This window comes from Thermostichus sp. OS-CIW-32 (genome assembly GCF_054060415.1).
Map to the genome: position 1 here is coordinate 72,981 of NZ_JBSSDD010000003.1, position 24,921 is coordinate 97,901.

At 60.1% G+C, this 24,921-nt stretch carries 23 protein-coding genes; 16 read left to right on the forward strand and 7 right to left on the reverse strand.

The window, feature by feature from the left end; all coding sequences use genetic code 11:
• Positions 1 to 49 precede the first annotated feature (49 nt).
• The 12 genes from ACVWY8_RS05365 to ribB all read left to right on the forward strand — a co-directional run bounded on the left by ACVWY8_RS05365 (position 50) and on the right by ribB (position 12,457).
• Entirely contained in the window at positions 50 to 520 is a 471-nt protein-coding gene (locus ACVWY8_RS05365; RefSeq protein ID WP_011433648.1) for a hypothetical protein, read from the forward strand.
• A 73-nt stretch (positions 521 to 593) separates the two neighbouring features.
• Positions 594 to 938 (forward strand): MgPME-cyclase complex family protein, encoded by a 345-nt coding sequence (locus tag ACVWY8_RS05370; RefSeq protein ID WP_414329330.1) that lies wholly within the window; start codon positions 594 to 596, stop codon positions 936 to 938.
• A gap of 27 nt (positions 939 to 965) precedes the next feature.
• The gene (locus tag ACVWY8_RS05375; protein WP_457396886.1) at positions 966 to 2,633 is read left to right on the forward strand and encodes an MFS transporter; all 1,668 of its coding nucleotides are present in this window, start codon (positions 966 to 968) and stop codon (positions 2,631 to 2,633) included.
• 139 nt (positions 2,634 to 2,772) lie between these two features.
• The gene (locus ACVWY8_RS05380) at positions 2,773 to 3,942 is read left to right on the forward strand and encodes a glycosyltransferase family 4 protein (protein ID WP_457393415.1); all 1,170 of its coding nucleotides are present in this window, start codon (positions 2,773 to 2,775) and stop codon (positions 3,940 to 3,942) included.
• Between the two features lie 80 nt (positions 3,943 to 4,022).
• Positions 4,023 to 5,720 carry a PP2C family protein-serine/threonine phosphatase gene (locus ACVWY8_RS05385; protein WP_238376753.1) on the forward strand — a complete coding sequence of 566 codons (1,698 nt, stop codon included), beginning with the start codon at positions 4,023 to 4,025 and terminating at the stop codon, positions 5,718 to 5,720.
• A 471-nt stretch (positions 5,721 to 6,191) separates the two neighbouring features.
• The gene (locus tag ACVWY8_RS05390) at positions 6,192 to 6,410 is read left to right on the forward strand and encodes a hypothetical protein (RefSeq protein WP_011433653.1); all 219 of its coding nucleotides are present in this window, start codon (positions 6,192 to 6,194) and stop codon (positions 6,408 to 6,410) included.
• A gap of 153 nt (positions 6,411 to 6,563) precedes the next feature.
• Positions 6,564 to 7,997, forward strand: a complete 1,434-nt coding sequence (argH, locus tag ACVWY8_RS05395) for an argininosuccinate lyase (protein ID WP_457393554.1) — start codon at positions 6,564 to 6,566, stop codon at positions 7,995 to 7,997.
• A gap of 119 nt (positions 7,998 to 8,116) precedes the next feature.
• Complete coding sequence (locus tag ACVWY8_RS05400; protein WP_011433656.1) at positions 8,117 to 8,413, forward strand: DUF6464 family protein; 297 nt, start codon at positions 8,117 to 8,119, stop codon at positions 8,411 to 8,413.
• A 161-nt stretch (positions 8,414 to 8,574) separates the two neighbouring features.
• Positions 8,575 to 9,063 carry a M67 family metallopeptidase gene (locus ACVWY8_RS05405; RefSeq protein WP_011433657.1) on the forward strand — a complete coding sequence of 163 codons (489 nt, stop codon included), beginning with the start codon at positions 8,575 to 8,577 and terminating at the stop codon, positions 9,061 to 9,063.
• A gap of 246 nt (positions 9,064 to 9,309) precedes the next feature.
• On the forward strand, positions 9,310 to 9,591 hold the full coding sequence (locus ACVWY8_RS05410; RefSeq protein WP_414329337.1) for a MoaD/ThiS family protein: 282 nt from the start codon (positions 9,310 to 9,312) through the stop codon (positions 9,589 to 9,591).
• Positions 9,592 to 9,593: 2 nt separating this feature from the next.
• Complete coding sequence (gene moeB / locus ACVWY8_RS05415; RefSeq protein WP_457393417.1) at positions 9,594 to 10,763, forward strand: molybdopterin-synthase adenylyltransferase MoeB; 1,170 nt, start codon at positions 9,594 to 9,596, stop codon at positions 10,761 to 10,763.
• A gap of 440 nt (positions 10,764 to 11,203) precedes the next feature.
• Positions 11,204 to 12,457 carry a 3,4-dihydroxy-2-butanone-4-phosphate synthase gene (gene ribB / locus ACVWY8_RS05420; RefSeq protein ID WP_457384803.1) on the forward strand — a complete coding sequence of 418 codons (1,254 nt, stop codon included), beginning with the start codon at positions 11,204 to 11,206 and terminating at the stop codon, positions 12,455 to 12,457.
• On the opposite strand, the gene ACVWY8_RS05425 is transcribed toward ribB, so the two are convergent.
• The 3 genes from ACVWY8_RS05425 to ACVWY8_RS05435 all read right to left on the reverse strand — a co-directional run bounded on the left by ACVWY8_RS05425 (position 12,446) and on the right by ACVWY8_RS05435 (position 15,312).
• Positions 12,446 to 12,880 (reverse strand): hypothetical protein, encoded by a 435-nt coding sequence (locus tag ACVWY8_RS05425; RefSeq protein ID WP_457393419.1) that lies wholly within the window; start codon positions 12,878 to 12,880, stop codon positions 12,446 to 12,448. The genes ribB and ACVWY8_RS05425 overlap by 12 nt on opposite strands.
• 114 nt (positions 12,881 to 12,994) lie before the next feature.
• Entirely contained in the window at positions 12,995 to 14,038 is a 1,044-nt protein-coding gene (locus tag ACVWY8_RS05430) for a GntR family transcriptional regulator (protein WP_457393556.1), read from the reverse strand.
• A 155-nt stretch (positions 14,039 to 14,193) separates the two neighbouring features.
• Positions 14,194 to 15,312 (reverse strand): ABC transporter ATP-binding protein, encoded by a 1,119-nt coding sequence (locus ACVWY8_RS05435; protein ID WP_457396888.1) that lies wholly within the window; start codon positions 15,310 to 15,312, stop codon positions 14,194 to 14,196.
• Between the two features lie 291 nt (positions 15,313 to 15,603).
• Between ACVWY8_RS05435 and ACVWY8_RS05440 the strand changes: the two genes are divergently transcribed.
• Positions 15,604 to 16,182 carry a DoxX family protein gene (locus ACVWY8_RS05440; RefSeq protein ID WP_414329342.1) on the forward strand — a complete coding sequence of 193 codons (579 nt, stop codon included), beginning with the start codon at positions 15,604 to 15,606 and terminating at the stop codon, positions 16,180 to 16,182.
• Between the two features lie 80 nt (positions 16,183 to 16,262).
• Here the strand turns inward: ACVWY8_RS05440 and ACVWY8_RS05445 are convergent, their stop codons facing one another.
• The 3 genes from ACVWY8_RS05445 to ACVWY8_RS05455 are packed head-to-tail and all read right to left on the reverse strand — an operon-like array spanning position 16,263 to position 20,324.
• Positions 16,263 to 18,437 (reverse strand): RNA degradosome polyphosphate kinase, encoded by a 2,175-nt coding sequence (locus ACVWY8_RS05445; RefSeq protein ID WP_414343684.1) that lies wholly within the window; start codon positions 18,435 to 18,437, stop codon positions 16,263 to 16,265.
• A 58-nt stretch (positions 18,438 to 18,495) separates the two neighbouring features.
• A complete protein-coding gene (locus tag ACVWY8_RS05450; protein ID WP_414388245.1) occupies positions 18,496 to 19,455 on the reverse strand; it encodes a branched-chain amino acid ABC transporter permease in 960 nt (319 codons plus the stop codon).
• Positions 19,455 to 20,324, reverse strand: a complete 870-nt coding sequence (locus tag ACVWY8_RS05455; protein WP_457393423.1) for a branched-chain amino acid ABC transporter permease — start codon at positions 20,322 to 20,324, stop codon at positions 19,455 to 19,457. Before ACVWY8_RS05455 ends, ACVWY8_RS05450 begins: the two co-directional genes overlap by 1 nt.
• Before the next feature lie 155 nt (positions 20,325 to 20,479).
• Between ACVWY8_RS05455 and lptC the strand changes: the two genes are divergently transcribed.
• Both lptC and ACVWY8_RS05465 read left to right on the forward strand, forming a co-directional pair.
• On the forward strand, positions 20,480 to 21,454 hold the full coding sequence (gene lptC / locus ACVWY8_RS05460; RefSeq protein ID WP_457393425.1) for an LPS export ABC transporter periplasmic protein LptC: 975 nt from the start codon (positions 20,480 to 20,482) through the stop codon (positions 21,452 to 21,454).
• An 83-nt stretch (positions 21,455 to 21,537) separates the two neighbouring features.
• Positions 21,538 to 23,253, forward strand: coding sequence for a sulfatase (locus tag ACVWY8_RS05465; RefSeq protein WP_457393427.1), 1,716 nt, complete (start codon positions 21,538 to 21,540; stop codon positions 23,251 to 23,253).
• A 3-nt stretch (positions 23,254 to 23,256) separates the two neighbouring features.
• On the opposite strand, the gene ACVWY8_RS05470 is transcribed toward ACVWY8_RS05465, so the two are convergent.
• Complete coding sequence (locus tag ACVWY8_RS05470) at positions 23,257 to 23,745, reverse strand: DUF3531 family protein (protein WP_011431276.1); 489 nt, start codon at positions 23,743 to 23,745, stop codon at positions 23,257 to 23,259.
• A gap of 413 nt (positions 23,746 to 24,158) precedes the next feature.
• Here ACVWY8_RS05470 and fabG point away from each other — a divergent pair, with 413 nt between their 5' ends.
• Positions 24,159 to 24,920 (forward strand): 3-oxoacyl-[acyl-carrier-protein] reductase, encoded by a 762-nt coding sequence (gene fabG / locus ACVWY8_RS05475; RefSeq protein WP_457393429.1) that lies wholly within the window; start codon positions 24,159 to 24,161, stop codon positions 24,918 to 24,920.
• Position 24,921: the final 1 nt, after the last annotated feature.

Below are 24,921 nucleotides of genomic sequence, written 5' to 3' on the forward strand. Positions count from 1 at the left end.
TAACCTTCAGGTGCAAGTCCGTCCGAGCTCTTTTCTTGTACTTAGGCTCATGTCCCACCCCCATGGATCCCTCCGCGCCGGTATCACTGCTCTCAAGCAGGAGCGCTACCTGGAGGCGATCAACCTTCTCGAGTCCTTCTGCTACTGCTGTTCCATCCAAGAAAGACAAGAGAGTTTGTCCCGCCGCCTGAGCGAGCGCAATGGCTCTAGGGCAGATCCGGAAGAATGCGTTTTGGCTCGTGTAGCTCTGATCATGGCATATCAGGGCAGTGGTGACTTGGAGCGCTCAACTGCCCTTTGCCAAGAGCTGTTGGAGGAGAAGGAAACTCCTGAATCCGCTCCCTGGGCTCGGGAATGGGCAGCTCAGGCTCTACCTACCCTCAAGCAGGCTTCAGAACACTCCATGCCCCCTGAGGAAGTGATGGCGCGGCTACCCGTTCTCCGGCAGTTGGAAGACTGTCAGCCGCTGTGTAGCTCCCGCGATCCGGCTCCGCATCTGCTCAAATCTGCCTCTCTCTGAGGGAGAGGATCTGCAAGGAGCGGTGGACTCCCGGCTCTAGCCTTTATTCTCAACACAGTTCCACAGCAATCTTATGTCTGCTGCCGAACCGACTACCTATCATTTTGTCGTTGCCAGCCTGTCTTTCTTACGTTCTGAGCCTCTGGAAGAGGTGCTGGAGGAGCGTCGTCGATACTGCGAGGAGCGCCATTGCCCTGTCGATTTCTTCTGGGTGCCCCAGCCGGCCTTCATGGAAGCTCCAGAGTTAAAGCCCCTGCGGGACAAGTTGAAGGAGCCCCTGGGGGCAGTGGTATCCACCAACGCGGATTTTATTCGTTGGCTGAGCCTGCGCTTAACCTTTGTAGAGAAGGGCAGCTTTGTGGCTCCCAGCGAGTCGATCCCGGATCCCTTGCGCTCCTTGTCTGCCGCAGGAAGCTAGGCCTGCCGATTCCCAAGATTTGGGTTGGTGGATTGGAAGGCGGGCCAAGATAAGATCGGGGCACCCCATTTCCACTTTTGTTTGCTGACGGGATCCCATTCTGTTGTGGGGCCGACGTCGGGGAAATGGGCAGGTCACCTGGGGAGCATGATGACTTTGGAGCAACGATGGGGCTGGCCGGAGGGAGGGGCAGGGATCTGCCACCCCAGTTCCCCTCTCCAGAATCCCCCACCTGCGTCAACGCCAACTTGGGGGCTGAAGTCAGAAGCTCTCTTGCCTGAGCCGACAGCAAGCCCCGCCCTCAGCTCGCCGGAGTGTTCTCCTGGGGATCCCTTGCCAGAGCCACCCCCTGAGGATCCCGAAAAGGGGCAAAAAGCAGAGAAAGAAGATCAAGGTCTGTCTGAGCCGGGCCTGAGCAACTTTGTAACCGTGCTGCGCCGGCGCAATTTCCTGCTGCTGTGGATGGGGCAGGCGTGTTCCCAGTTGGCGGACAAGGTGTTGTTGGTGCTGCTGATTGGGTTGGTTGCCCGCGAATTTCAGCCGGAAGGGGCTTCCATCAGCGGTTGGGTCTCGGCCATCATGCTGGCTTTTACGCTGCCGGCGATGCTATTGGGCAGCCTGGCAGGGGTATTTGTGGATCGCTGGCTGAAAAAAGGGGTGTTGGTGCTCTCCAACCTGGGGCGCGGGATCCTGGTGCTGCTGTTGCCGCCGCTGCTTTGGCTTACCGCTGGGCGCGACCTTTGGCCGGGGATCCCCTTGGGGTTTGCGGGGCTGTTGCTGGTGAGCTTTGCCGTCTCGGTTCTGACCCAGTTTTTTGCTCCTGCCGAGCAGGCGACTTTGCCCCTGATCCTGCCGAAGCGAGAGCTGCTGGCGGCCAACTCCCTGTACACCACCACGATGATGGCTTCGCTGATCGTCGGGTTTGCCGTGGGGGAGCCGCTGTTAACCCTGGCAGATCGTTGGGTACGCCATTGGTTGCCGGGCTGGGAAGTGGGGCCGGAGCTGTTGGTGGGGGGAGCCTACCTCTTGGCGGGATCCCTGCTGTTGCTGCTACAACCCCATGAGAAGCTGGAGCCCCGGCGTTGGGAAGTCCCTCACCTCTGGGAAGATCTCCGGCTGGGCCTGCACTATGTCGGCCAGGTGCCCCTGATCCGAGCTGCTTTGGTGCAGGTGGTGGTGCTCTACTCGCTGTTTGCAGCGCTGGCAGTTTTGGCGGTGCGCATGGCCGAAGTGATGGCAGAGCTGAAGCCGGATCAGTTCGGGGTGTTGTTGGCCGCTGCTGGCCTGGGCATGGGGATCGGCGCCTTTTGGGTGGGCCATACGGGCCGACGGGTGAGCCGCCGCGCCTGGGTTGGCCTGGGATCCCTGCTGCTCTGTGGGGCTCTGGCAGCCCTCTCCTGGACGACCCACTGGCTGCTGCCCAGCTTGGGCTGGATTGCCCTGTTGGGCTGTGGCGGGGCTCTGGTGGCGGTGCCGATGCAAACCTTGATCCAAGAGGAAACGCCTGACCATCTGCGAGGCAAGATCTTTGGGCTCCAGAACAACGCCGCCAACATTGCCCTCAGTTTGCCGCTGGTGTTCACGGGATTGGCAGAAGCCCGCCTTGGCCTTCCCTGGATGTTTGTGGCCCTGTCTGTTCTGGCGGGGCTGGCGGGGCTGTACACCTGGAGCCTATTGGGCAGAGAGGTCTCGTAAATCCTGCCGCAGCGCGAGGTTGGATATCCTCTTCTGGGGGAACGGGTCAAGGCAGGAGCCAACTCTGCTACTCTTGTAGAGGTTTAAGAATCGAGACTCCCTTTGCAGCTCAGCGTTTCAGCTCCGCGGGGATCCGCCCATGCACATCGCCTGGATAGGCAAAAAAACACCTTTCTGTGGCAACGTCACCTATAGCCGCGAGGTGACCAACGGCCTTTTGGATCGGGGACATCAGGTTAGCTTTTTTCACTTCACCAACGACGGCCAATCGCCCGCTCTGGATCCTGGAGGTGAAGGCTGGAGGGCGGAGCTGGATCGTCGAGACGTTTCCCTCCCCTGTCTGTACAAGTCGCAGATTTACACGATCCCGGCCCCCAACGCCAAGCGGTTGCTCACCCAGGCCCTCAAGGAATTGCAGCCGGATCTGGTGCATGCCTCCTTGACCATTTCTCCCATCGACTTTGTGTTGCCGGAGATCTGCGCTGAGCTCAACCAGCCGCTGGTGGCCACCTTCCACCCGGCCTTCGACCGACGGCGGCGCAACATCGCCTCTCGCACCCAATACTTGGCCTACCAGCTCTACGCCCCGTGTTTGGCCAACTATCACCGCACCATTGTCTTCTCGGAAACGCAACGGGAGATCTTGGTCAAACTGGGGGTGAGCCCCCAGCAGGTGGTGGTCATTCCCAATGGTGTGGATGTGGACAAGTATGCGCCTGGGCCCTCCACCCTCAAACAGCGGTTGGGACTGGAGCGGATCTTCGTCTATCAAGGGCGGGTCTCGCCGGAAAAAAACCTGGAAGCCCTACTCAAGGCTTGGAAACACGCCCAAATGGGGGAGAAGTGTGGTCTGCTGATCGTGGGGGATGGGCCGCTGCTCAACACCCTCAAGCCCTTCTACACCCTTCAACATGGGATCCACTGGCTGGGCTATATTGCCGACGAGCAGCAACGCATCGAGATCTTGCGAGGGGCCGATGTGTTTATTTTGCCCTCTTTAATCGAGGGGCTCTCTTTGTCCCTGTTGGAGGCGATGGCCTGTGGGCTGGCAGCAGTGGCCACCGATGTGGGTGCCGATGGCGAGGTTTTGGCCGATGGAGCCGGGATCCCGCTGGATCCGACACGGGTGACAGCAGAGCTGCAAACGCTGCTGCCTTTGCTGCGGGATCAACGGGAGTTTACCCAACTGCTGGGGATGAAGGCCCGCCAGCGGGTGCTGGAGCGCTATACCCTCAGCCACAACCTCAGCCAGGTGGAACAGCTCTACCGAGAGCTGTGCCAGGGATCCCGTCAGCATCGCTGGGTGTGAGGGATGAGTGTGATGAAGCTTGTGATATTTTTGCTAAGCTGTTTCGTTACGTTTCCAAGGGATTAACGCCAGTCTTCCCGATGGATGATCACAGCCCCCAAAAGGCCGTTTTAGGGCAGCCCCCTGCCGGGCTGTCAGATTCTTTGTGGTCAGAGTCCTTGCTGGCCCAGGATTCGGGCAAAAATCCCCTCCCCCCCAATGCTCCGTCGCTGTCGCCCACGGACAATTCGGGGGACTTGCGCTCAGCTCAGACCGGCCAGGATGAGGATCCCACCTCTTCAGGTGCCGTTGCGTCCGATGATAGAGAGCTGCCGGAGGTCAAGCCGGCCATTGTGCCTGCCCCTGCAATGCCGGATCGCGTGGCAGAACTGGAGAGAGAACACCATCGGATGCAGTATCTGCTGGCGTGGCTGGCTTTTGCTCTGCGCTCTTTTAACAACTTGAACCAGATCCTGGAGCTGACGGCTTTTGTGGCCAGCCAACTGACCGATGCCGAAGGCGGAGCCCTGGTTTTGTTCAATCCCAACGGCACCATCCAGTTGGATCAACTGCATTGCTCTGATCTCAATCACCGCGAGCAGATTCGGGCTGAGATGGAGCAAATTACCCAGACCCTCTCGGCTCAAGAGCCCATTCTCAAAACGGAGGGATCCCTGTCTGTTAAGATCCCTGCCCTTGAACACCTCTTGGACGAACGGTTCCGCCAGAGCTTGGGGCCGGATGTACGCCTTTTCGGCACGCCGCTGCTGATTCGCAACTCTGTCCAGGGTCGCTTGTACGTCTTCAGCCGTCAGCCTGGCTACCACTGGGATGAACGTCGCCAACAACTGTTGCGCTTGGTCGCCGATCAGGCAGGGGTGGCCATCGAAAATGACCGCTTGACGGCAGCCTTGCGCCGCAAGATGGCCCTGGAAAAAGAAATGGAGATTGGCTCCTACATCCAGACCCAACTGCTACCTCGGGAGTGCCCTCAAGTCAAGGGGATTCGCTTGGCAGCCCGTTGCCGGGTGGCCAGCAAAGTGGGGGGCGACTACTATGACTTCATCAAGATTCCCGGCGAACGCCTGGAAACATCCGACTCATCTGAAGAAACGGCAGGCTTTCGCTTGGCCATCGTCATTGGGGATGTGATGGGCAAAGGGGTGCCCGCCGGCCTGTTGATGACCATGACCCGCGCCATGGTGCGGGCGGAGGCCCTCAACCGCCATTCGCCGGCCCGTGTTCTGCAACATCTGAACCGGGCCATGTACAGTGACCTGGAAAACTCCAATCGCTTCATCAGCCTGTTTTATTCGGAGTACGATCCCCGCTCCCATCGCCTCTGCTTCAGCAACGCGGCCCACAACCCCACTCTGTGGTGGCAGGCCCGCACCCGAGAAATTCAACCCCTGGACACAGAGGGGGCGCTGATCGGCTTGGAAGAAAACAGCCACTACTCGGAAAGCTGCGTGCAACTGCAACCCGGGGATGTGGTGGTGTACTACACCGATGGCTACACGGAGACAGCCAACACCCGCGGCGAGCGCTTGGAAACCTCTGGGCTGATGGACGCCATCCAGTACGCTGCCCGTCGCTACGACTCCCCCGAAGACATTTTGGAGAGCTTGTTTGAGCAGATGGATGCCTTCCGAGGCCGTCGGGGATCCCACCCTCTTCCCCTATGGCTGCCCGAGGATCCAGAGCTCCTGTTGCAGGACGAGATTTCCCTGCGGCCTGAGCCCGTGGACGACACAACGCTGGTGGTGTTGAAGGTGTTGCCCGACTCCGAGCCAGCCTAGCTAAAAAAGTTCAAACTCAGGGTTAATGACAGCAGGCCGCAACGCTCACAATAGCTCAAGCAAGCTACTCAACGCTACTGGGCTGGGCAGCAACGGTGGGTTGGTTGACGTGGTTTTGCCGGACTACTAGGCTAGTTGGTTAGTTCTGGCATGCGTTCTGCATGGGCTAAAGCCTGCTCCAGCTTTAGTCTGTGTGGCTCTCTCAGAGAGCAAGGAGCGGCTACCTGCAGCTTGCGGGGAAGTCACGCCTGTGGAGATCCCTCTGGCGGGGCAGTGGGGGTGATCTCTGCTGCCAGCCATAGTTCGTTAAGGCAGGAAGAAAGCAGAAGCGCGGCAGACGCTGAGCACTCCGCGCCGCCGGTGCGAGTGGAAGTGTTTGTTGGCGTTTCGTAGGTCTTTCAGAGCGGTACGCTCTAGCTGGTGGAGCTACCAGGTTGGCTGCACTGTGTTATCTACACCTGAGGTACAACCATGAACTTCTCTCCTTCTGGGTCTGAGACCGCTTCGGTTTACTTGCCGGCCCCCACGGCTTTCCAGACGGAAATGATTGTCGGGCAGGTGTTCCGACAGGATGTGCTGGGCGATATCCGCAAGGGTTGGAATGGCTTTGTGGAATCGGGCCAAATTTGGGCGCTTTTGATAGGGATCGTGGCGGGCTACATGCTCAAGAGCATCACCAGCTCCCACTAGAGCCTTGTCGCCATTGCTCTAGCTGGATCCATTGGGCCTGGGCCGGCGGGGTTTTGGCCGTCGGCGGTCGGTTTCTGTGTTTTTTCTCCACAACTGCAGTGGGGTCTTCCTACGGTGGTCAATCCTTCTCCCCATTCTTCCGGTTCCCAGCCAATGCCTGAGCCGACGGTAACTTCCACCCCTCGCCCCTGGAGCCAACGCTTCGAGGGATCCCTGCATCCTGCCATCGCCCGCTTCAACGCCAGCATCGGCTTCGACATCCGCCTGCTGCCCTACGATGTGGCCGGATCCCTGGCTCATGTGCAAATGTTGGCCGCTTGTGGCATCCTGACCCAGCAAGAGGCCGACCAGATCCGGCAGGGATTGGAGCAGATCCAACAGGAGGCGGCTGCCGGCACCTTCCGGCCCGATCCAGAGGCAGAGGATGTCCACTATGCCGTCGAGCGTCGTTTGGTGGCTTTGGTGGGGGAAGTGGGAAAAAAACTGCATACCGGGCGCTCCCGCAATGACCAAGTGGCCACCGATCTGCGTCTCTATCTGCGAGATCAGATCGATCACCTTCGTCAAGCTCTCTGGGAGCTGCGCGGAGTTTTGTTGGACTTGGCCGAGCGGCATCTGGAGACGATCCTGCCCGGCTACACCCATCTGCAACGGGCTCAGCCGATTAGCTTAGCCCACCACCTCTTGGCCTATGAAGAAATGCTCTGGCGAGACTGGCAACGGCTGGGGCGGGTGCGGGAAGAGGCGAATGTCTGTCCTCTCGGATCCGGAGCTTTGGCCGGCACTTCCCTGCCCATTGATCGGCAGCTCACCGCCCATCTGCTGGGATTTGAGCGGATCAGCGCCAACAGCTTGGATGCCGTCAGCGACCGAGACTACCTGGTGGAGTTCCACGCTGCCGCCAGCTTGATTTTGGTGCATCTCAGCCGCCTCTCGGAAGAGATGATCCTCTGGGCTTCCCAGGAGTTCGGCTTTGTCACCCTCACCGATGCCTGTGCCACCGGCTCCAGCCTCATGCCCCAGAAGAAAAATCCCGATGTGCCGGAGTTGGTGCGCGGCAAGGCGGGGCGGGTGTTTGGCCATCTCCAGGCTTTGTTGGTCACCTTGAAGGGGCTGCCGCTGGCCTACAACAAAGATCTCCAAGAAGACAAAGAGGGACTATTCGACACGGTCGATACCCTGAAAGCCTGCCTAGAGGCGATGACCCTTCTGCTGCGGGAAGGGATCCAATTTCAACCTGAGCGCATGGCCGCTGCTGTGCAGGAAGATTTCTCCAACGCCACCGATGTGGCCGACTACTTGGTGCGCAAAGGGATCCCCTTTCGCACAGCCCATGATTTGGTGGGGCAGATTGTGCGCATTTGTTTGGCAGAGGGGATCCTGCTGCGGGATCTGCCCTTGGAGCGCTGGAAAACCTTCCACCCGGCCTTTGAGGCGGACATTTTGACGGCCATTGAGCCCCGCCAGGTGGTGGCCACGCGGCTCAGCGCCGGGGGAACGGGCTTTGCTGTGGTGCGAGCAGCCCTGCAACGGGCCCAGGCCCGCCACCAGCAGCCAGAGCCATCGGAAGAAACTCCACAAACTTAAACTGAACTCAAGGAGAGTTTGCAATTCTTGGGTTCTTCTCGCCAGTGTGTGCCATCCTGAGGTTCTCAGCCATCCAACGCAACTCCCAGCCTGTTGGCCTCTTCCTTGGGTATCGTTCCATGTTGGATAACCTTACCGTCCGTGTCCTAGAACATGCGGCCAAGCGTCGCTGGCGGGAACGCGCCTACAGCCGATTTTTGCAAGATTGGCGACGGCAAGTGGTGCTGCTGCGCCGTCAACGGGCCGGCGAATTTGGCCCACCCCTGGGGGATCCCTCTTGTGTTTTCAGTGCCCACTCGGCCTGGTTGCGCTGTGCCGTCCATCCCCAAGGGCCGTGCCAGGGTTGCCCCCACTATGCCCCCGTCACCCCTCCAAAGCCAGAGCCACCTCTGGGTTCACTCGATGGACGGGTCTGACCGCGCCACACTGGTGGCCGAACATTTTCAGCAGCGGCGGCCTCTGCGGAACGGCCTGCCCGTTGCGCCCCAATGGCATCCGCTGTAGCTAAGTTGAGGGATCCCCGGCCAACTTGTGCCAAAATAAAAGAACGGTAACTCCATCGGCAAAGGCGAGATTCATGGCCCTCTACCTCTCGGCAGACCACCTTCACAGCATCCGCCAGCACGGCGAACAAGCCTTTCCCCACGAGAGCTGCGGCATTTTAATTGGGGAAATCCGGGGATCCGACAAGATCATCCACGAGCTTTGGTCGGTGACCAACACCTGGGATCAAGCGGAAAACCCTCTGGCAGACGGAGAATCCAGCCGCCGCCGCTTTTTGATCGATCCGGCGGATTTCAAGCGGGCCAACGACCACGCGGTGCGCAAAGGGCTGGGGATCCTGGGCACCTATCATTCCCACCCCAACCATGCGGCCATTCCCTCCGAGTTTGATCGGCAGCATGCTTTTCCTTGGGGCTTTTCCTGTGTGATCGTCAGTGTGCGCGAGGGCAAGGCAGAAGAGGTGGTGAGCTGGGTTTTGGATGAGCAGGAGCAGCCCCAACGGGAGCCGATGCAGATGCTGGAAGACATTCGCATCCCCCCGCTCCCGGCTTTGGCAAGCTAGAGTCGTTTGGGCTTTGCCGCTGTTTGAGGCTGAAGTTCACGGCTAAGTTCAGTTGGGATCCTTGAAAGCTGGGATGGGTACCACCGGAAAAAGCGGTAGTCTAGTGCTGAACCTTGTCTGTAACATAGCTGAATCCTCAAAGTCAGTAGACAGCCCCAACAAGATCGACAAACGGATAGGTCAGCCCAGATCCTCTGGATCCTCAAAAGTCTCCAGTAGATACCCAAGATCTCTCCCCGAACTCCCATGGCAACCAAAGTTCTGATCCCCTCTCCCCTGCGCCCCTACACCGACAACCTGGAAGCTGTCGAGATCGAGGGCAGCAATGTTGGCGAAGTGATGGGCAACCTCATCGCCCGCTACGGCGAGCTGAAGCGCCACCTCTACACCGAGGATGGGAAGCTGCGCAATTTTGTCAATGTCTACCTCAACGACGAGGATGTGCGCACGTTGCCCCAAGGCGACAGCACCCCCGTGGGAGAACAAGCCGTCATCAGCATCGTTCCTGCTATTGCCGGAGGGTTGTGAGCATGTTGAACCTGGATACCAGCCAAGTTAGCCTCTCCCGCGAAGAGATGGAGCGGTTTTCTCGGCATTTGATCCTGCCCGAGGTGGGCCTAGAAGGACAGAAGCGGCTGAAAGCGGGCAAAGTGCTGTGCATCGGCACAGGCGGCCTTGGCTCGCCCCTGTTGCTGTACTTGGCGGCAGCCGGCGTGGGGCGGATCGGCATTGTCGATTTTGATGTGGTGGATGTGTCCAACCTGCAGCGGCAGGTGATCCACGGCACCTCCTGGGTGGGCAAGCCGAAGGTGGAATCGGCCAAGAACCGCATCCTGGAGATCAACCCCCACTGTCAAGTGGATGTTTACAACACCGCCCTGAAGGCCCACAACGCACTGGAGCTGTTTGCCAACTATGACGTGATTGTGGATGGCACCGATAACTTCCCCACCCGTTACCTGGTGAACGATGCCTGTGTGTTGACGGGCAAGCCCAATGTCTACGGCTCGATCTTTCGCTTCGAGGGACAAGCGACGGTCTTCAACTACGAAGATGGGCCCAACTACCGGGATCTCTACCCCGAGCCGCCCCCACCAGGACTGGTGCCCTCCTGCGCCGAAGGGGGAGTGTTGGGGATCCTCCCCGGCATCATCGGTGTTATTCAAGCTACCGAAACCGTGAAGATCCTGCTGGGCGTGGGCACAACCCTAAGTGGGCGGCTGCTGCTTTACGATGCCCTGAACATGAGCTTCCGGGAGCTGAAGCTGCGCAAAAACCCCGCCACTCCTCCCATCACCCAGCTTATCGACTATGAGCAGTTCTGCGGGATCCCACAAGCCCAAGCTGCCGAACAGGCTGGCCAGACAGAGATCCCCGAGATCACTGTGGCCGAGCTGAAAGCGCGGATGGATGCTCACCAAGACTTTGTGTTGGTCGATGTGCGCAACCCAAATGAGTGGGAGATAGGCCGGATCCCTGGTGCTCACCTGATCCCCCTGCCCCAAATTGAAAACGGCGACGGGGTGGAGCAGGTGCGTCGCCTCCTTAACGGCTCAGAGCTGATCGTCCACTGCAAGAGTGGGGCACGCTCGGCCAAAGCCCTGAAGATCCTACAAGCTGCTGGGATCCAAGGAAAAAACCTGCGCGGGGGGATCCTCGCCTGGGCAGAGGCTTACGATCCCTCGATTCCCAAGTACTGACCCTGTCTCAGGATCCCTAGCTGTTGCCCAGTTTGCTTTAGCTAGACCGCCGGGAAGCCCCGCCCTCTATTAGTGGATAGTGGTTAGTAGCTAGTGACTAGCCGGGGTGAGGGTCGGGAGGAGAGGCGGGAGCATGGTGTTTTGTCCTCATTGGTGCTGTAATCAAGGTGGCAGGGTTTTATGCACTGCCGCTATAAACATCAAGTACAGAGCGGTGGGGCATCCCGTCCTTTTCGCGCCAGCGGGACGGAGTCCTTAAGCTCAGGAAATGTCCTTAACTGGAGTCACTGTTCGCGTCAGCGGGACGGAGTCCTTGAAGCCCGCACCCTCTCGCTTTAGCGGCACGGATTGCTTCGCGTAGCATGAGTGCGGGAGTATGTCACCATAGATCCGGTAGATCCGGTGCGCAGGGCCGGTTGCGCCAGATTCTCCCTTTTTCCATGAGTGCCATCCCGCAGGCCGAGACAGAAACGATCTTCCACTCCATCCCCGAAGCCCTCGAAGACCTCAAGTGTGGTCGCATGGTCATCGTGGTCGATGACGAAAACCGAGAAAACGAAGGGGATCTGGTCTGTGCTGCCCAGTTTGCCACGCCCCAAGCTATCAACTTCATGGCCACCTACGGGCGGGGCCTTATCTGCCTGGCCATGCAGGGATCCCGCCTCGATGAGCTGAAGATCCCGCTGATGGTGGGGCAGAACACCGACAGCAACCAAACTGCCTTCACCGTCAGCATTGATGCTGGGCCAGAGGCTGGAGTTTCCACCGGCATTTCCGCTGCCGATCGCTCTCGCACCATTCAGGCGGCCATTCACCCGCACACGCGACCGGAAGATCTGCGCCGGCCTGGGCATGTCTTTCCGCTGCGGGCACGGGAGGGCGGGGTGCTCAAACGGGCTGGCCATACGGAAGCGGCGGTGGATCTGGCGATGTTGGCCGGGCTGTATCCGGCAGGGGTGATTTGCGAGATCCAAAACCCGGATGGCTCCATGGCCCGCCTGCCCCAGTTGATCGAATATGCCCGTCAGCACGATTTGAAGATCATCACCATCGCCCACCTCATCGAGTACCGCTTGCGCACCGAACAACTGGTTCACCGAGAGGCTGCCGCCACCCTGCCAACGGAGTTTGGCCAGTTTCGGGTTTACGGCTACCGCGATAGCCTCAACCAAGTCGAGCACCTGGCCCTGGTGAAAGGGGATCCGGCCCAATTTGCCGCTGAGCCCGTCTTGGTGCGCGTGCATGTAGAGTGTCCCCTGGGGGATGCGCTGGGATCCCTGCGCTGCGATTGTCGCCGCCAATTGACCGCCGCCCTGAAAATGATCGACCACCAAGGCAAGGGGGTGCTGGTGTACCTGCGCCGGCAAGAGCAGGAGCTGAGTCTCATCGAGCAAATCAAGTCCTACGCCCGGCAAGATCTGGGACTTTCTGAAACCGCGCCACCGGTGGCGATGGACTTGCGCGATTACGGCATCGGCGCCCAGATCCTACGGGATGTAGGGGTGCGCAAAATGCGCCTGATCAGCAACACCTCTCGCCACATCAGCGGCTTGAAAGGATTTGGCCTGGAAGTGGCCGAGCGCGTGCCCCTGCTGGTGGAAGAGCCGGATCTCAATTTGCATGTGGAGCCGTCCTGTTCCCTGAAACTGTTGCTGCACGACGCTGGCGCAACCGATTCCGGCTCAAGCCTGTAGCGCGTTGTAGGGCCGAGGGCTGCGGTAAAACAAAGGCTGGGGTGCAGCCGGCTCGCCGTCCACTACATAAGCCTTGGATCCCCAACCCCAAAAAGACCAGAAAGGACGTTTGGGCAAAGATGGAACCGAACGCGCCGGTAGGAGGGAGTCCCTGGCTGTCGGGCTCAAGAGTTGCTTCGGCAAGACGGGAATGTCGGATCCCACCTGCGACCACACCTCATAGCTCCGAGGGCGCACCACCACGAGGCTGATCAGGGATCCGTGATCCATGTCGTAGCGGCAACTGGCGATGGCCTCTTGCAGCTGAGAAAAGCCCCGGTTGAAGACGTAAAAATGGTCTTGGAAGCGGATGGCCTCCCAGAAACCTTCCCGTGTAACCGCCACATAGTCGTGATTGGCGGAGGCGTAGTCGAGGATCACCATGCGTGTAAAGACTGATCAGCGATGAATCAAAATGAGAGAGCTTTTACCGTATTTTCACTTAAGCACGATCTTGGGCAGCCTGTCATCCGCAAAATGGCTCACCTGCAACAAGGCTTAATGGGTTTCTTTGCCTTGCAAACTGCTACTGCTTGCGTCCCCATCTCCTCCGGCTCCAGGGATCCCACCCAGTTCCCGTCGCAGCTCGGCCATGGCTGCTTCTCCGATGTGGGGGGTGGCGCAGACTAGGTTGGGTGTGCGGATTAGATCGGCTCGGGCTTGGCGCACTAAGACCCGCAGGGTGGGGTAGCTGGCCTCATCGCAAATCAGCGTATGGGCGCGGCGGATTAGGGATCCCACCCGTTCCGTATCCGAGATCACTGCCGTCAGCACCAGCAGGTCTCCCCGCAGACTGTAGACAATCACCTCGGCAACCTCCAGCAGGGCAGTGCTGATGCTCACCAGCCCCAGACAGGCGTAGGAAGGCAATTGGCGGATCAGGGCAATTTCGCGGGCGTAGTCGGACACCTCCACTGTCAGAACACGGGCCCCCCGGGGTTGGGCAATGGCCTCGACGGCGCTGAGAAAATAGCGGAGCGTCACCACGGTGCCGGACTGGATCTGATCCAGAACGGTGGCCAGCTCCTCCAGGGGCACCAACTGGACCCGGATGCCCAAAGTCTGCTGGATTTGCTGGGCCATCAGTTGTCCTGTACCCAAATCCCGGTTGGGCACACACACCAGCACTTGGGCACTGCAGCGCAATCGCCAATCGATCTCCGCTAGCAGCAGATCCCGCACCTGCTCCAAAGAAAACCCCTGCTGCAGCAGCTGGTCGATGCCCTGGCGCACCTGCTCCAGGACCTGTCGGGATCGATCCAGGTTTTCCCCCAGGCCGCGAGAGTAGTTAACCACCTGGCGGGCGGAGCGGCTCACGTAAATGCCAGATCCAGCGCGGGTTTCCACCAGGCCCATAGCCTCGAGTTGGTGGTAAACCTTGTGGATGGTATTGCGGTGCAGGCCTGTTTGCATAGCCAATTGACGGGTGCTGGGCAGGCGGCAGCCGGGAGGAAACTGCCCGCAGGCGATGGCAAAGCAGAGCAAATTAAAAAGCTGCACGGAGCCAGGGATCCCGCTCCCCGGCTGGATGGAAATGCGCATCATGGCCCGTTTTTCTCCCTTTGACAACGCCGTTGCGAGCCCGTTTCTGGGCTACGTAAGAATCCCTCGACTTCAGTCGGCGGGAGTGTCAACTGCCTGCAAGATAGCGCCGACGCCGGATAGACAAGCTCCAGAGGAGATCGGGATTGAGAGCCCTATTCGGGGATGCGGTGCATCCGGCTGGGATCCCAACTTAAAGTCACCTCCGTCCCTTCCGGCAACTGCTGCAAATTCAGGCCGGGGTTGGGTTGCACAGCCAAAAGTTTCACCTCACAGCCCGACACCCATACCTGATAGCGAATGAAAGCCCCTAGATAAGCAGTGTCGCAAATCCGTCCCCGCAAGCGGCAGTGGCCATCGGGGATCCCTTCTTCAGATAAGTCAATCCGAATGTGCTCCGGGCGCAAAGCAAACAGGGCCGCTTCTCCCACGCATCGTTCCGCCAGGGATCCCTCGATCAAGTTGGTTTGGCCGATAAAACCGGCTACAAACCGGGTGGCAGGTCGCTCGTAGAGCTCTGCCGGGGATCCCACCTGTTCGATGCGCCCGCGATTGAACACGGCAATACGATCGCTCATGGTCAGGGCCTCTTCTTGGTCGTGGGTGACGTACAAAAAGGTGAGACCAAGGCGGTGTTGTAGGGCCTTGAGTTCAAACTGCATCTGTTGGCGCAACTTCAAATCCAGCGCCCCCAAAGGTTCATCCAGCAAGAGCACCTGCGGTCGGCCAACCAAAGCCCGCGCCAAGGCCACCCGTTGCCGTTGCCCCCCTGAAAGTTGGCTGGGTTTACGGGATCCCAGATCGGGCAGTTGTACCAGCTCCAGCGCCTCTTGCACTCGCTTTTGGCGCTCCTTCGGCGGTATGCCGCGGATCATCAAGCTGTAGCCAACGTTCTCCGCCACCGTCATGTGGGGGAAGAGAGCATAGTCCTGAAACACCGTGTTCACAGGCCGTCGGTAGGGCGGCAGACCCAAAACATTCTGGCCGTTCAATTCGATCTGCCCCTCATCCGGACGCTCAAAGCCCGCGATCATCCGCAAACAGGTGGTTTTGCCCGAACCCGACGGCCCCAACAACGTAAAAAACTCCCCCTGCTGCACCTCCAAATCCACCCCGTCCACCGCTTGGATCCCGGAAAAGTTGCGGCTGACCCTCCGCAAACGAATGGCAGGTGGGGATCCCTCCTCTCTCCTGGCTTGGGCTTTGGCGGAGCTGACATCAGAGGCGAGGACAGATTCGGCAACCATATCGACACAGGCAGCAAATGAACCCATTATGTAGGGATCCATTTACAGAGGTTGACAGGTCTCAGCAAGGCCGGAAAAGTCCCAGGCCAAGAGCAGAGATAGTGTGGCGCAATCGCCTGCGGTGAAAGCTCGCCGGAAACCCACCCGACCGGTCGCGAAAGCGGGCCGGAGGCTTTTCGCGAAAGCGGGCCGGAGACCTTGTTTCTGGATGGGATCCCTTGACCACTGGGGATCTGAGTCCCACCCTTGTTACAGAAATTTAGAATCGTTACAATAAGTTAGAATCTTTGCTCATCTTTGCATCGCAGGTTTTATCCTATGGCACTCACTCAGCAGTTTCCCGTGCTACTCGCCTCAGCTTTGCGTCACGACAGCGTAACTCCGCGCTGGTCTCAAGTGGCGTGGACCGTTTTGCGGGTGGTGGCAGGGCTATTCATGATTCACAACGGCCTTGACAAACTGGCAGATATCGAAGGATTTGCGACGGCTTATGTAGAAGTGATCGGGTTGCCCTTCCCGATCTTCTTCGCTTATGTGGCTGCCTATACCGAGCTGATCGCAGCTCCGATGGTGGCGTTGGGTTTGTTGACCCGCGGGGCAGCACTGGGCTTGTTCGCCACGATGGCGGTGGCCATGTTCCATCACATTAAGGTGGCCGGCTTCAGCGTTCCCTACTTGGAGCTATCCGCCATCTACGCAGCGATCTTCCTGGCCTTTGCGGTGAATGGGGGGGGCTGGTTCTCTGTGGATCAGCTCTTGGTGAATGCAATCGAGTCGTGGCTGAACCGCGCCAGCCGGGAAAAGTTGGAGAGCTTACAGTCTTCGTTGCAGGCCACGGAACGGGTAATTGCGCTGGGCGAGGAAGAGGCCGAGGCCGCCAAGACCACCGGATCCTGAGCTTTGGTGGCCATTCCCGATAGCGGCGAGGCTGCTCCTCTCTCCCTCTGAGAGAGAGGTTAGCAGTGAGAGTCATCCTGCTAAATGCGGCTGGCGGCCCGCTCCATCAGGCGTTGGTGGGTGGAGCGCACAGGCTCTCCTGGCTTGGGTTGCCGCTGCACGTAGGTGCCATCAGGGCGCAATTCCCAGGCCTGCCGGTTGTCCGTCAGGCAGATGTCCAAGATCGCCTTGAGCTCCCGCTGCAACGCGGGATCCTCCACAGGGGTAACCACCTCAACGCGCCGATCCAGGTTGCGGGTCATGTAGTCGGCACTGCCGATGAAGTACTCTTCCTGGCCGCCATTGTAGAAGTAGAAGATGCGGGAGTGCTCCAGGAAGCGCCCGATGATGCTGATCACGCGGATGCGTTCGCTTAGGCCGGGGATCCCCGGCTTGAGGCAGCACATGCCCCGCACGATGAGATCGATCTCCACCCCGGCTTGGCTGGCCTCGTAGAGCAGCCGGATCATTTCCGGGTCGGTGAGAGAGTTGATCTTGACGATGATACGCCCCTGGCCCCCCGCTTGGGCATGGCGCATCTCGCGGCGGATCAGGGCTTCCATGCCTTGGCGTAGGGTTCTGGGGGCCACCAAGAGCTTGCGGAATTGCCGTTGCCGTGAGTAGCCCGTCAGTAGGTTGAACAATTCCGTAACATCGTTGCAGAGGGTCTCATCGCAAGTGAACAGCCCTAGGTCGGTATAGATACGGGCGGTTTTGGGGTTGTAGTTGCCGGTACCGATGTGGACGTAGCGGCGCAGGGATCCCTCCTCTTCCCGCACCACCAAAGCCAGTTTGCAGTGGATTTTCAGCCCCGGCAGGCCGTAGGCCACGTGGACCCCGGCTTTCTCCAGCTTTTTGGCCCAGAGGATGTTGTTTTCTTCGTCGAAACGGGCTTTGAGCTCCACCAGAGCGGCCACCTGCTTGCCGTTTTCGGCGGCCTGAATGAGGGATTTCACCACCGTCGAGTCGCCGGAGGTGCGGTAGAGGGTTTGCTTAATGGTGAGCACCTGCGGATCGTTGGCGGCCTCCTCCAAAAACCGTTCCACGCTGGCGGCAAAAGAATCGTAGGGGTGATGCACCAACAGATCCCCTTCCCGGATGACGGCAAAGATATCCACCGGCTCATCGCTGACCGAGGCAGTGCGCAGGCGGGGCGGGGTGACCGGCCCCCAAGGGGGATCCTTCAAATCGGGCCGATCCAGGCTGAGAAACGCCATCACCCCCCCCATACTCAAGAGGCCATCCACTTCGTACACCGAGTCACTGTTGAGGCGCATCTCTTCGCTGAGCCGTTGTCGGATGGCTGCCGGAGTTTGGCTGGCAATTTCCATGCGCACCACCGAGCCAAAGCGTCGTTTGCGCAGCTCTTCTTGAATGGCAGCCAGCAGATCGTCGGCCTCGTCCTCTTGGATTTCCAGATCGGCATCCCGGGTGATGCGGAAGGGGTAGTACTCCAGCACCTGCATGCCGACAAACAGCGCTTCCAGATGGTGGGCAATCACCTGATCCAGCGGCACAAAGCTCACCCCATCCCGCAGCGGCACAAAGCGGGGCAAGGTGTTGGGCACCTTCACGCGAGCAAAATGCTCCTTGCCAGTCTCTGGATCCCGCACTACCACCGCCAAGCTGAGGCTGAGGTTGGAGATGTAGGGAAAAGGATGGCCTGGATCCACCGCCAAGGGGGTGAGCACCGGAAACAAACGCCTCTCAAAGTAGTCCCGCAGCTCCTGCCGTTCCGACTCGGCCAGCTCGGAAAAATCGCGGATGTGAATGCCCTGTTCCGCCAGCTTGGGCACCAGTTCCTGCCGGAAGCAAGTGTGCAATTTTCGAATCAGGGGGCGCAGGTGGCTCGAGATCTGCTGCAACTGCTGCTGCGGTGTAAGGCCATCCGGGGTTAGCACCAACACGCCCGTTTCCAACTGACGACGGATCACCGCCACCCGCACCATGAAAAATTCGTCCAGGTTGCTCTCAAAGATGGCCAGAAACTTCAGCCGCTCCAGCAGAGGTGTGCGCTCATCCAGGGCCTCGTGCAAAACCCGGGCATTGAATTCAATCCAGCTCAGCTCCCGGTTGAAATACTGCTCCGGCAGAGCATAGCCCTCTTGGATGGGTGTAGTCCGGATCCCTGGTTGTCCGGCATCAGGGGGGCAGCCCGTCGTGTCGGGGTTGCAGGGTGGCCAGGAAGGGTCAGTTTCCTTGGGACGCGGAGTCATGACGACAGAGGGCTGGGTTATCTCAAACACGTCAACAACAGCTGGAGCCGACCCAATCCTATCCTGCGGGGTTCTGCTTAGGCGAAGGAGAAGTGCCCAAGACGGGCTTGGGCGGACGTTCAGGCAACAATCCTTGAGAGCGCGTCAGAAGAATGACCTGGAGCAGGATCCCGATCAACAAAATGCGCAAAGGGCCAGCCCGGGTGGCCCACTGGGGCGGCAAACGGTTGGTGAGCCACTCGCTGCCCGACCACACCCCCCAAATTACCAGCGCTCCCAGCAAGGCGCCGCGATTGTTGCCACTGCCCCCCGCGATCAGCATTACCCAAACGATAAAGGTGGCAAACTCCGGTTGAAAGGCTTCTGGGCTGATGAAATTGACAAAATGGGCGTAGAGGGCCCCCGCCAACCCCATCAGCATGGATCCCAGCACAAACGCCTGCAGGCGAAACTGGAGCACATCTTTGCCGGCAGCCAGGGTTGCCGGTTCATCCTCGCGAATGGCCCGCAGCACCCGCCCCCAGGGGGAGCGATAGGCCCGCTCCGTGGCCCAGTAGACCGCCGCCAAGATCAACAGCACCAAGCCCAAGTAGAGAAGAGTATCCTGACCTGGGATCCAGCCGCGAAAGGGTCGTGGAATGCGGGTAATTCCCCGTACGCCATTGGTCAGCCAGCCCTCATTTCTCAGGATTTGGCTGATGATCTCAGCAATGCCGATGGTGGCGATGGCCAAGTAGTCGGAACGCAGCTTCAGGGTAATCAACCCGATCAAAAAGGCAATCGCCCCGGCGACAGCCACAGCTATGGCAAAACCCACCCAAAAGGGCAGATTGAAGCCGCCCAAATGCTCGGCGCTTGGGGGTGTGGTTACAATGGCGCTGGCATAGGCTCCCACGGCAAAAAAAGCCCCCACCCCGATGTTGAACATGCCGGCGTAGCCCCACTGGATATTGAGGCCCAGCACCAGCACGCCGTAGATCCCCACCAAAATCAAAAAGAAAATGCCGTAGCTCAACATCAGACCTCTCCCCCACCTGGGGATCCCAGTAATCCTGTGGGTCGGAAGATCAGCAGCAATACCAATATGGCGAAGGCCACCCCGGTTTTATAGGCCGGGTTGATCACCAAGGTCGAGAATTCTTCCGCCAGGCCAATCACCAGCCCTCCGGCAATGGCCCCGTAAGGGCGACCGATGCCGCCGAGAATGGCCGCTGCAAAAATGGGCAACAATAGCCGCCAGCCCATGGTGGGGTGCAGCCGGGTATCCATACCCAGGAACACACCTGCTGCACAGGCCAAGGCTGCGCCAATGGCCCAAGTCCAGAGGACGATCCGCTCTGTATCAATGCCGGTAATCTTGGCCAGCTCAAAATTGTCGGCCATGGCCCGCATCGCTTTGCCCACCCGCGTGCGTTGTAAGAAGAGATGCAGTGCCACCACCAACAGGGCTGTTCCCGCCAGGATTACCGCCCAATCGGGCTTAATGCGCAGCTCCCCAAGCCGCCACGGCAACTGGATCCCGCTGCGGTACACCTGATTGTTGGGCCCCCAGATGATCTGCACCAGGCTGCGCAGAATCAGGGCGGTGCCAAAAGAAGAAATGAGCAAGATCACTGGTGCCTCCCGGCGCAGGCGGCGATAAATGAGTTGGTCGATCCCAACTGCACAAAGTACCGTGGCCAAAGCTGCCGGGAGCAGGCTGACCCCAATTGGCCAACCCAACCCAACAAATGTCAGGCCGAAGTAGGCCCCCAGGGTCATCAGATCCCCGTGGGCAAAGTTGGCAAAGCGCAAAATGCCAAAGGTCAGCGACACCCCAATTGCTCCCAGGGCGTAGATGCTGCCCAAGACAAGGCCGTAGATGAAAAGTTGCAACAGTTGGGTCACACTTGCCCCCAAAAACACTTTGCCCTGATAATGCCACGGGTTTGCCGAGAGCGGGATCCGGCTCAGCGCAGTGGAAGGATACGGCTGATCGCGCCAGCGGGACGGAGTCCTAAGAAAGCTAGGGTAGGGGAGAGCGCCCACAAGGAAGAAGATCCATGCAGTCCAGGTCTTTGTCCATCCTCAGCTCCCTGGCAGCTTTGGCCCTGTTGAGCCTTGCCTGCGGAGCGCTGGAGCCATCCCCAGACAGGGATCCCACACCTGCGGATCCCATTCCCACTCCCCAGTTAATCTACGAAGACATCACCCTCACCCAGGCCAGACCGGATGGTGCCATTCTCTGGCGCTTACAGGCTCGCCTGGCCGAATATGAGTCCCCCCCAGAAAATGGTGCCGCTCCTGTGCAGTTGGGATCCGCCCATTTGCAGGCCGTTCAGGGGGAATTCTTCGACGAAGACAACCGCGCCATCCGCACCCGCGCCGAGCAAGGCTCTGCCTACCCCGGCGAACGACGTCTGGAATTGAGGGGTCAAGTCGAGGTGGAATCGGAGCGAGACAACCTGCGTCTGCAGGCCCAACGGGTGGAATGGCTGCCGGAACAGCGCCGCCTCCAAGCCGAGGGCCAGGTGAAAGTGGAGCTGTTGGAGGGCCAGGGATCCCTGCAGGGGGAGCGGCTGCTCGTCGACTTTGGCCAAGCCCAGATGCAGCTGGAGAACTGGGATCCCACTCAGCCGGTGCGGGCAGAGTACCGGGATCCGGATCTGGAGCTGGCTGCCAGCCGTTTTCTGTGGCAATTTGGCGTCGGGGAAGTGCAGGCAGTAGGGTCTGTAGAGGTTTACGCTCCCTTACAAGCTTTGCGCCTCAGGGGCGAGCAGTTGCGGGCTCCCCTGCCTCTAACCGAGTTGCGCATATTGGGCAACGGGCAAGCCAAAGCCGAGCAAACCGGTCAAGAGCTGCAGGCCCAGGAGATCCGCTGGCGCATCGGCTCCACCCAGTTGCAGGCCCAGGGCAACGTGCGCTACCGCCAGCCCGGCCAGGCTTTGACTGTCAGAGGCAACCAAGGGATCCTGGATTGGCAGGCCAACACCGCTCGGATCCAGGGCAACAGCCAAACCCAGCTCACTTTGCCCTAAGGGGGGCTGGGGGGAAGCAGAAAGCTGGCCGAGAGCATGGCAGGATAGGGATACCTTTAAGGAAAAGTATCGGGTGAGTTGTGGTGAGCTTTGAGGACTCCGTCCGAGTGGCGCAAACAGGACATTCCCCCGCAAGGGCCGGCGCTGCTGCCGTAGAACGCCCCAACATCCTGCTGATCGTGCTGGATACCCAGCGGGCGGATCGTCTCTCCTGCTATTGGTCAGAAGCGGAGCGTGCCCGCCAACTGCCCACCAGCCCCAACCTGGATCGGCTGGCTGCCGAATCCACCCTCTTCGAGCGGGCCATCGCCCCTGCCCAATGGACCATCCCCTCCCACGCTTCCCTGTTTACGGGGGAATATCCCAGCACCCACCAGACCGTCCAAGCAGATCTGGAGCTAAGCCCCGCCCTGCCCACCCTGGCAGAGCTGTTGCAGCTGAGTGGCTATACCACCGTGGGCTTTTGCAACAACCCCCTGGTAGGGATCCTGAAAAACGGCTTGCGGCGCGGCTTTGAAACCTTTTACAACTACGGTGGCGCTCTGCCCACCCGCCCCCCCGAAGGCACCCCCTTGCCCGCCCCCTTGAACCGCTGGCTGGCCGCCTACACCCAATTTTGGCGGCGGCTCTCCTATCCGGTGCAAAACGCCTTTGCCCGCTCCGACGCCCTCTTCCAGCTGGCGCTGCACCCCTGGTTTGCCTCCCTCTGGACCCGCCTGCTCAACTTCAAAGGCAACACCGCCGCCTCGATTGCCGACCTCAACCGCTACCTGCAGCAGATGGCCCGCCGCCGGTCGGATCCCGGAGCACGGCCCTTCTTTTGCTTTGTCAACCTGATGGAGCCCCATCTGCCCTACTGGCCGCCGGAGCCCTTTGTGCAGAAATACGCCCCCTATTTCAAAAGCAACCGCGAGGCCCGCGACTTTTTGCGCCAATACAACGCCCAGCCCTACCGCTGGATGGCGCCCCTGCCGCAGCCCCTTTCTCCACTGCAAGCGCAGGTGCTGCGGGATATCTACGATGCTGAGGTGGCCTACCAAGATCACCTACTGGGATCCGTCTTCGACACCCTGCGCCACACCGGCCTGGAGCAGAACACGCTGGTGGCCATCGTCGCCGATCACGGCGAAGGCTTAGGGGAACACGACTTTGTCGGCCACGCCTTTGTGGTTTACGAAGAGCTGATCCGCGTCCCCCTGATCCTGCACTACCCCGGCTACTTTCCAGCAGGAAAGCGCGTGGCCACCCCCGTTTCCACCCGCCGCCTCTTCCATACTCTCTTGGAAGCAGCCGGCTTCCGCCCCAGCCTTTCTCTAGCCAACGGCGCCCCCCGCGTCAGCCTCCAGCTTCGCCGCGAGATCGCCCGCCTCAGCCTGAGCCGCACCCTGGCCGGCGAGGATCCGGAGCAGGGAGTGGTGCTCAGCGAAGCCTTCCCGCCCCAGATTCTCCTGCGCGCCATGGAAAACCGCAACGACAACCTGCTGCAGGCGCGCGCCTGTTACGACACCCGCCGCGCTCTCTACGAAGGGGTGACCAAGCTGATCCAAACCGGAGATCGCCCCAGCCTCTACAACCTGGAGCAGGATCCGGCGGAACTGCAGGACTTGCTGGCGGCCGGGATCCCTTCTGAGCCGGGATCCCTTTCCCCCCAGGCTTGGCTAGACCGCCTGCGGCAAGGGCTGAGGCAGTGGTTGGAGTGGGCAGAATCGCGCCGGCCCAGCACCGCTCCTCGCCGAGTTGACATGGAAAGCAACACAGACTTGGTGCGGCGGATGCAAGAGCTGGGCTACCTGGAGTAGGAGCTATTCCAGCTCTCCCTCTTCCCCCCAATGATCCCGCAGGTAGCCGTTGAGATCATCATAGACATCGGTCTCCTCGGGATCCGGTGTTGGCCAGTCCTCGTTCTGCCCGCCGATGATGACGCGGCTGAGGTTAATGTACTCGAGGCTGAGGGTGCGCAGGGCGTTGATCAGCACATCCAGCGCCAAGGCATCGGCCGTGCCCAGGTCAAACCAGCAGCGGGCCCAGTTGCCCTTTTCTTCCAAGGATCCCATGTTGTGCATCAGGGAGGTCAAGGGAGCTGAGTCGCTGGGGTACTCCAAATAGCTCAGATCCACCTCCGCCTCTTGGGCCACCAGGCGCTCGGCGTTGAATCCCCCCAGCTTGCCCAGCACATACCAGGATTCCAGCACCTCCTTGAGGTACTCCAGCTCCGCTGGAACCGGCGGCTCCGCAAACTCAAACCAGATCCAGAGATTTCCCGGATCGCACTCGCGAAACTCCACTTGCATGGACGGTTCCTCGGCTAGGCCTAGCCATCGATCTTAATCTGGCCCAGCTTACTGGTTTCTCCCCAGAGGGCAAGGATCCTCCTGGCGTCAGCGCTTAGGGAACACCGTTCCGCTTGCGCGAGCAGCGACAGCACCTACCGTTGGGGCCTGCGGCCCGCTGACGCGAGGGGGTCTCCCCAGCCAGTTGCTCAAACGCTCCGCGCTGCTGATGCGACCAGCCGCGGCCCCTCTCCCAAGAGGAGCTAGCCCTCACCCCCAGCCCCTCTCCCAAGAGGAGAGGGGAGTTTGGGATCGAGGCGACAGGCGGTCTCATCGCTGTTGGAACGGCCATAGGGGGGAGTCTCCCCGCCCCAGACAAGGCCAAAGCATCCTATACTGTTGCGGCGGTAGAAATAAGCGGGAAGCTGCTGCCTATGTCTGAACTTCTCCCCTTGCCCTCGCTCCATAACCAGGTGGCGGTGGTCACCGGAGCCAGCCGGGGCATTGGCCGGGCGATTGCCCTGCACCTGGGGGCCATTGGAGCAAAAGTGGCGATCAACTACGCCCGCTCCGCTGCCGAAGCCGAGTCCCTGGTGGAGGAGATCGCGGCCCTGGGGGGAGAAGGGATCCCTGTGGCCGCCGATGTGTCTTGCCCAGAGGCAGTGGAGGGCCTGTTTGCCCAGGTGATGGAGCGGTGGGGTCGGGTGGATGTGCTGGTGAACAATGCCGGCATGGCCCGCGACACCCTGCTGCTGCGCATGAAGCCAGAAGATTGGCAGGCGGTGCTGGATCTCAACCTGACGGGGGTCTTTCTCTGCCTGAAGGCAGCCGCCAAGATCATGGTGAAGCAGCGCCAGGGGCGCATCATCAACATCACCTCGGTGGTGGGCTTGGTGGGCAATGCCGGCCAGGCCAACTACAGCGCCGCCAAAGCAGGGGTGGTGGGCCTCACCAAGACAGCAGCTCGCGAGCTGGCCAGCCGCAACATCACCGTCAACGCCGTGGCACCGGGGTTCATCACCACCCAAATGACCGAAAAACTGGATCCTGGCCCGATTTTGGCGCAGATCCCCCTGGGGCGACTGGGATCCCCGGCAGAAGTGGCGGGGCTGGTGCGTTTTTTGGCGGCAGATCCGGCGGCGGCCTACATCACGGGACAGGTTTTTGCCATCGATGGTGGCATGGTGATGAGCTAGG

Bases quoted from the DNA above. Each gene is read 5' to 3' on its own strand.
- ACVWY8_RS05380 (WP_457393415.1), top strand. From the start codon at position 2,773: ATGCACATCGCCTGGATAGGCAAAAAAACACCTTTCTGTGGCAACGTC.
- fabG (WP_457393429.1), top strand. From the start codon at position 24,159: ATGTCTGAACTTCTCCCCTTGCCCTCGCTCCATAACCAGGTGGCGGTG.
- lptC (WP_457393425.1), top strand. From the start codon at position 20,480: ATGCAGTCCAGGTCTTTGTCCATCCTCAGCTCCCTGGCAGCTTTGGCC.
- ACVWY8_RS05390 (WP_011433653.1), top strand. From the start codon at position 6,192: ATGAACTTCTCTCCTTCTGGGTCTGAGACCGCTTCGGTTTACTTGCCG.
- ACVWY8_RS05370 (WP_414329330.1), top strand. From the start codon at position 594: ATGTCTGCTGCCGAACCGACTACCTATCATTTTGTCGTTGCCAGCCTG.
- ACVWY8_RS05425 (WP_457393419.1), bottom strand. From the start codon at position 12,880: ATGGTGATCCTCGACTACGCCTCCGCCAATCACGACTATGTGGCGGTT.
- ACVWY8_RS05385 (WP_238376753.1), top strand. From the start codon at position 4,023: ATGGATGATCACAGCCCCCAAAAGGCCGTTTTAGGGCAGCCCCCTGCC.
- ACVWY8_RS05400 (WP_011433656.1), top strand. From the start codon at position 8,117: ATGTTGGATAACCTTACCGTCCGTGTCCTAGAACATGCGGCCAAGCGT.
- ACVWY8_RS05445 (WP_414343684.1), bottom strand. From the start codon at position 18,437: ATGACTCCGCGTCCCAAGGAAACTGACCCTTCCTGGCCACCCTGCAAC.
- ACVWY8_RS05435 (WP_457396888.1), bottom strand. From the start codon at position 15,312: ATGGGTTCATTTGCTGCCTGTGTCGATATGGTTGCCGAATCTGTCCTC.
- ACVWY8_RS05405 (WP_011433657.1), top strand. From the start codon at position 8,575: ATGGCCCTCTACCTCTCGGCAGACCACCTTCACAGCATCCGCCAGCAC.
- ACVWY8_RS05365 (WP_011433648.1), top strand. From the start codon at position 50: ATGTCCCACCCCCATGGATCCCTCCGCGCCGGTATCACTGCTCTCAAG.
- ACVWY8_RS05430 (WP_457393556.1), bottom strand. From the start codon at position 14,038: ATGCGCATTTCCATCCAGCCGGGGAGCGGGATCCCTGGCTCCGTGCAG.
- ACVWY8_RS05440 (WP_414329342.1), top strand. From the start codon at position 15,604: ATGGCACTCACTCAGCAGTTTCCCGTGCTACTCGCCTCAGCTTTGCGT.
- ACVWY8_RS05410 (WP_414329337.1), top strand. From the start codon at position 9,310: ATGGCAACCAAAGTTCTGATCCCCTCTCCCCTGCGCCCCTACACCGAC.
- ACVWY8_RS05470 (WP_011431276.1), bottom strand. From the start codon at position 23,745: ATGCAAGTGGAGTTTCGCGAGTGCGATCCGGGAAATCTCTGGATCTGG.
- moeB (WP_457393417.1), top strand. From the start codon at position 9,594: ATGTTGAACCTGGATACCAGCCAAGTTAGCCTCTCCCGCGAAGAGATG.
- argH (WP_457393554.1), top strand. From the start codon at position 6,564: ATGCCTGAGCCGACGGTAACTTCCACCCCTCGCCCCTGGAGCCAACGC.
- ribB (WP_457384803.1), top strand. From the start codon at position 11,204: ATGAGTGCCATCCCGCAGGCCGAGACAGAAACGATCTTCCACTCCATC.
- ACVWY8_RS05450 (WP_414388245.1), bottom strand. From the start codon at position 19,455: ATGTTGAGCTACGGCATTTTCTTTTTGATTTTGGTGGGGATCTACGGC.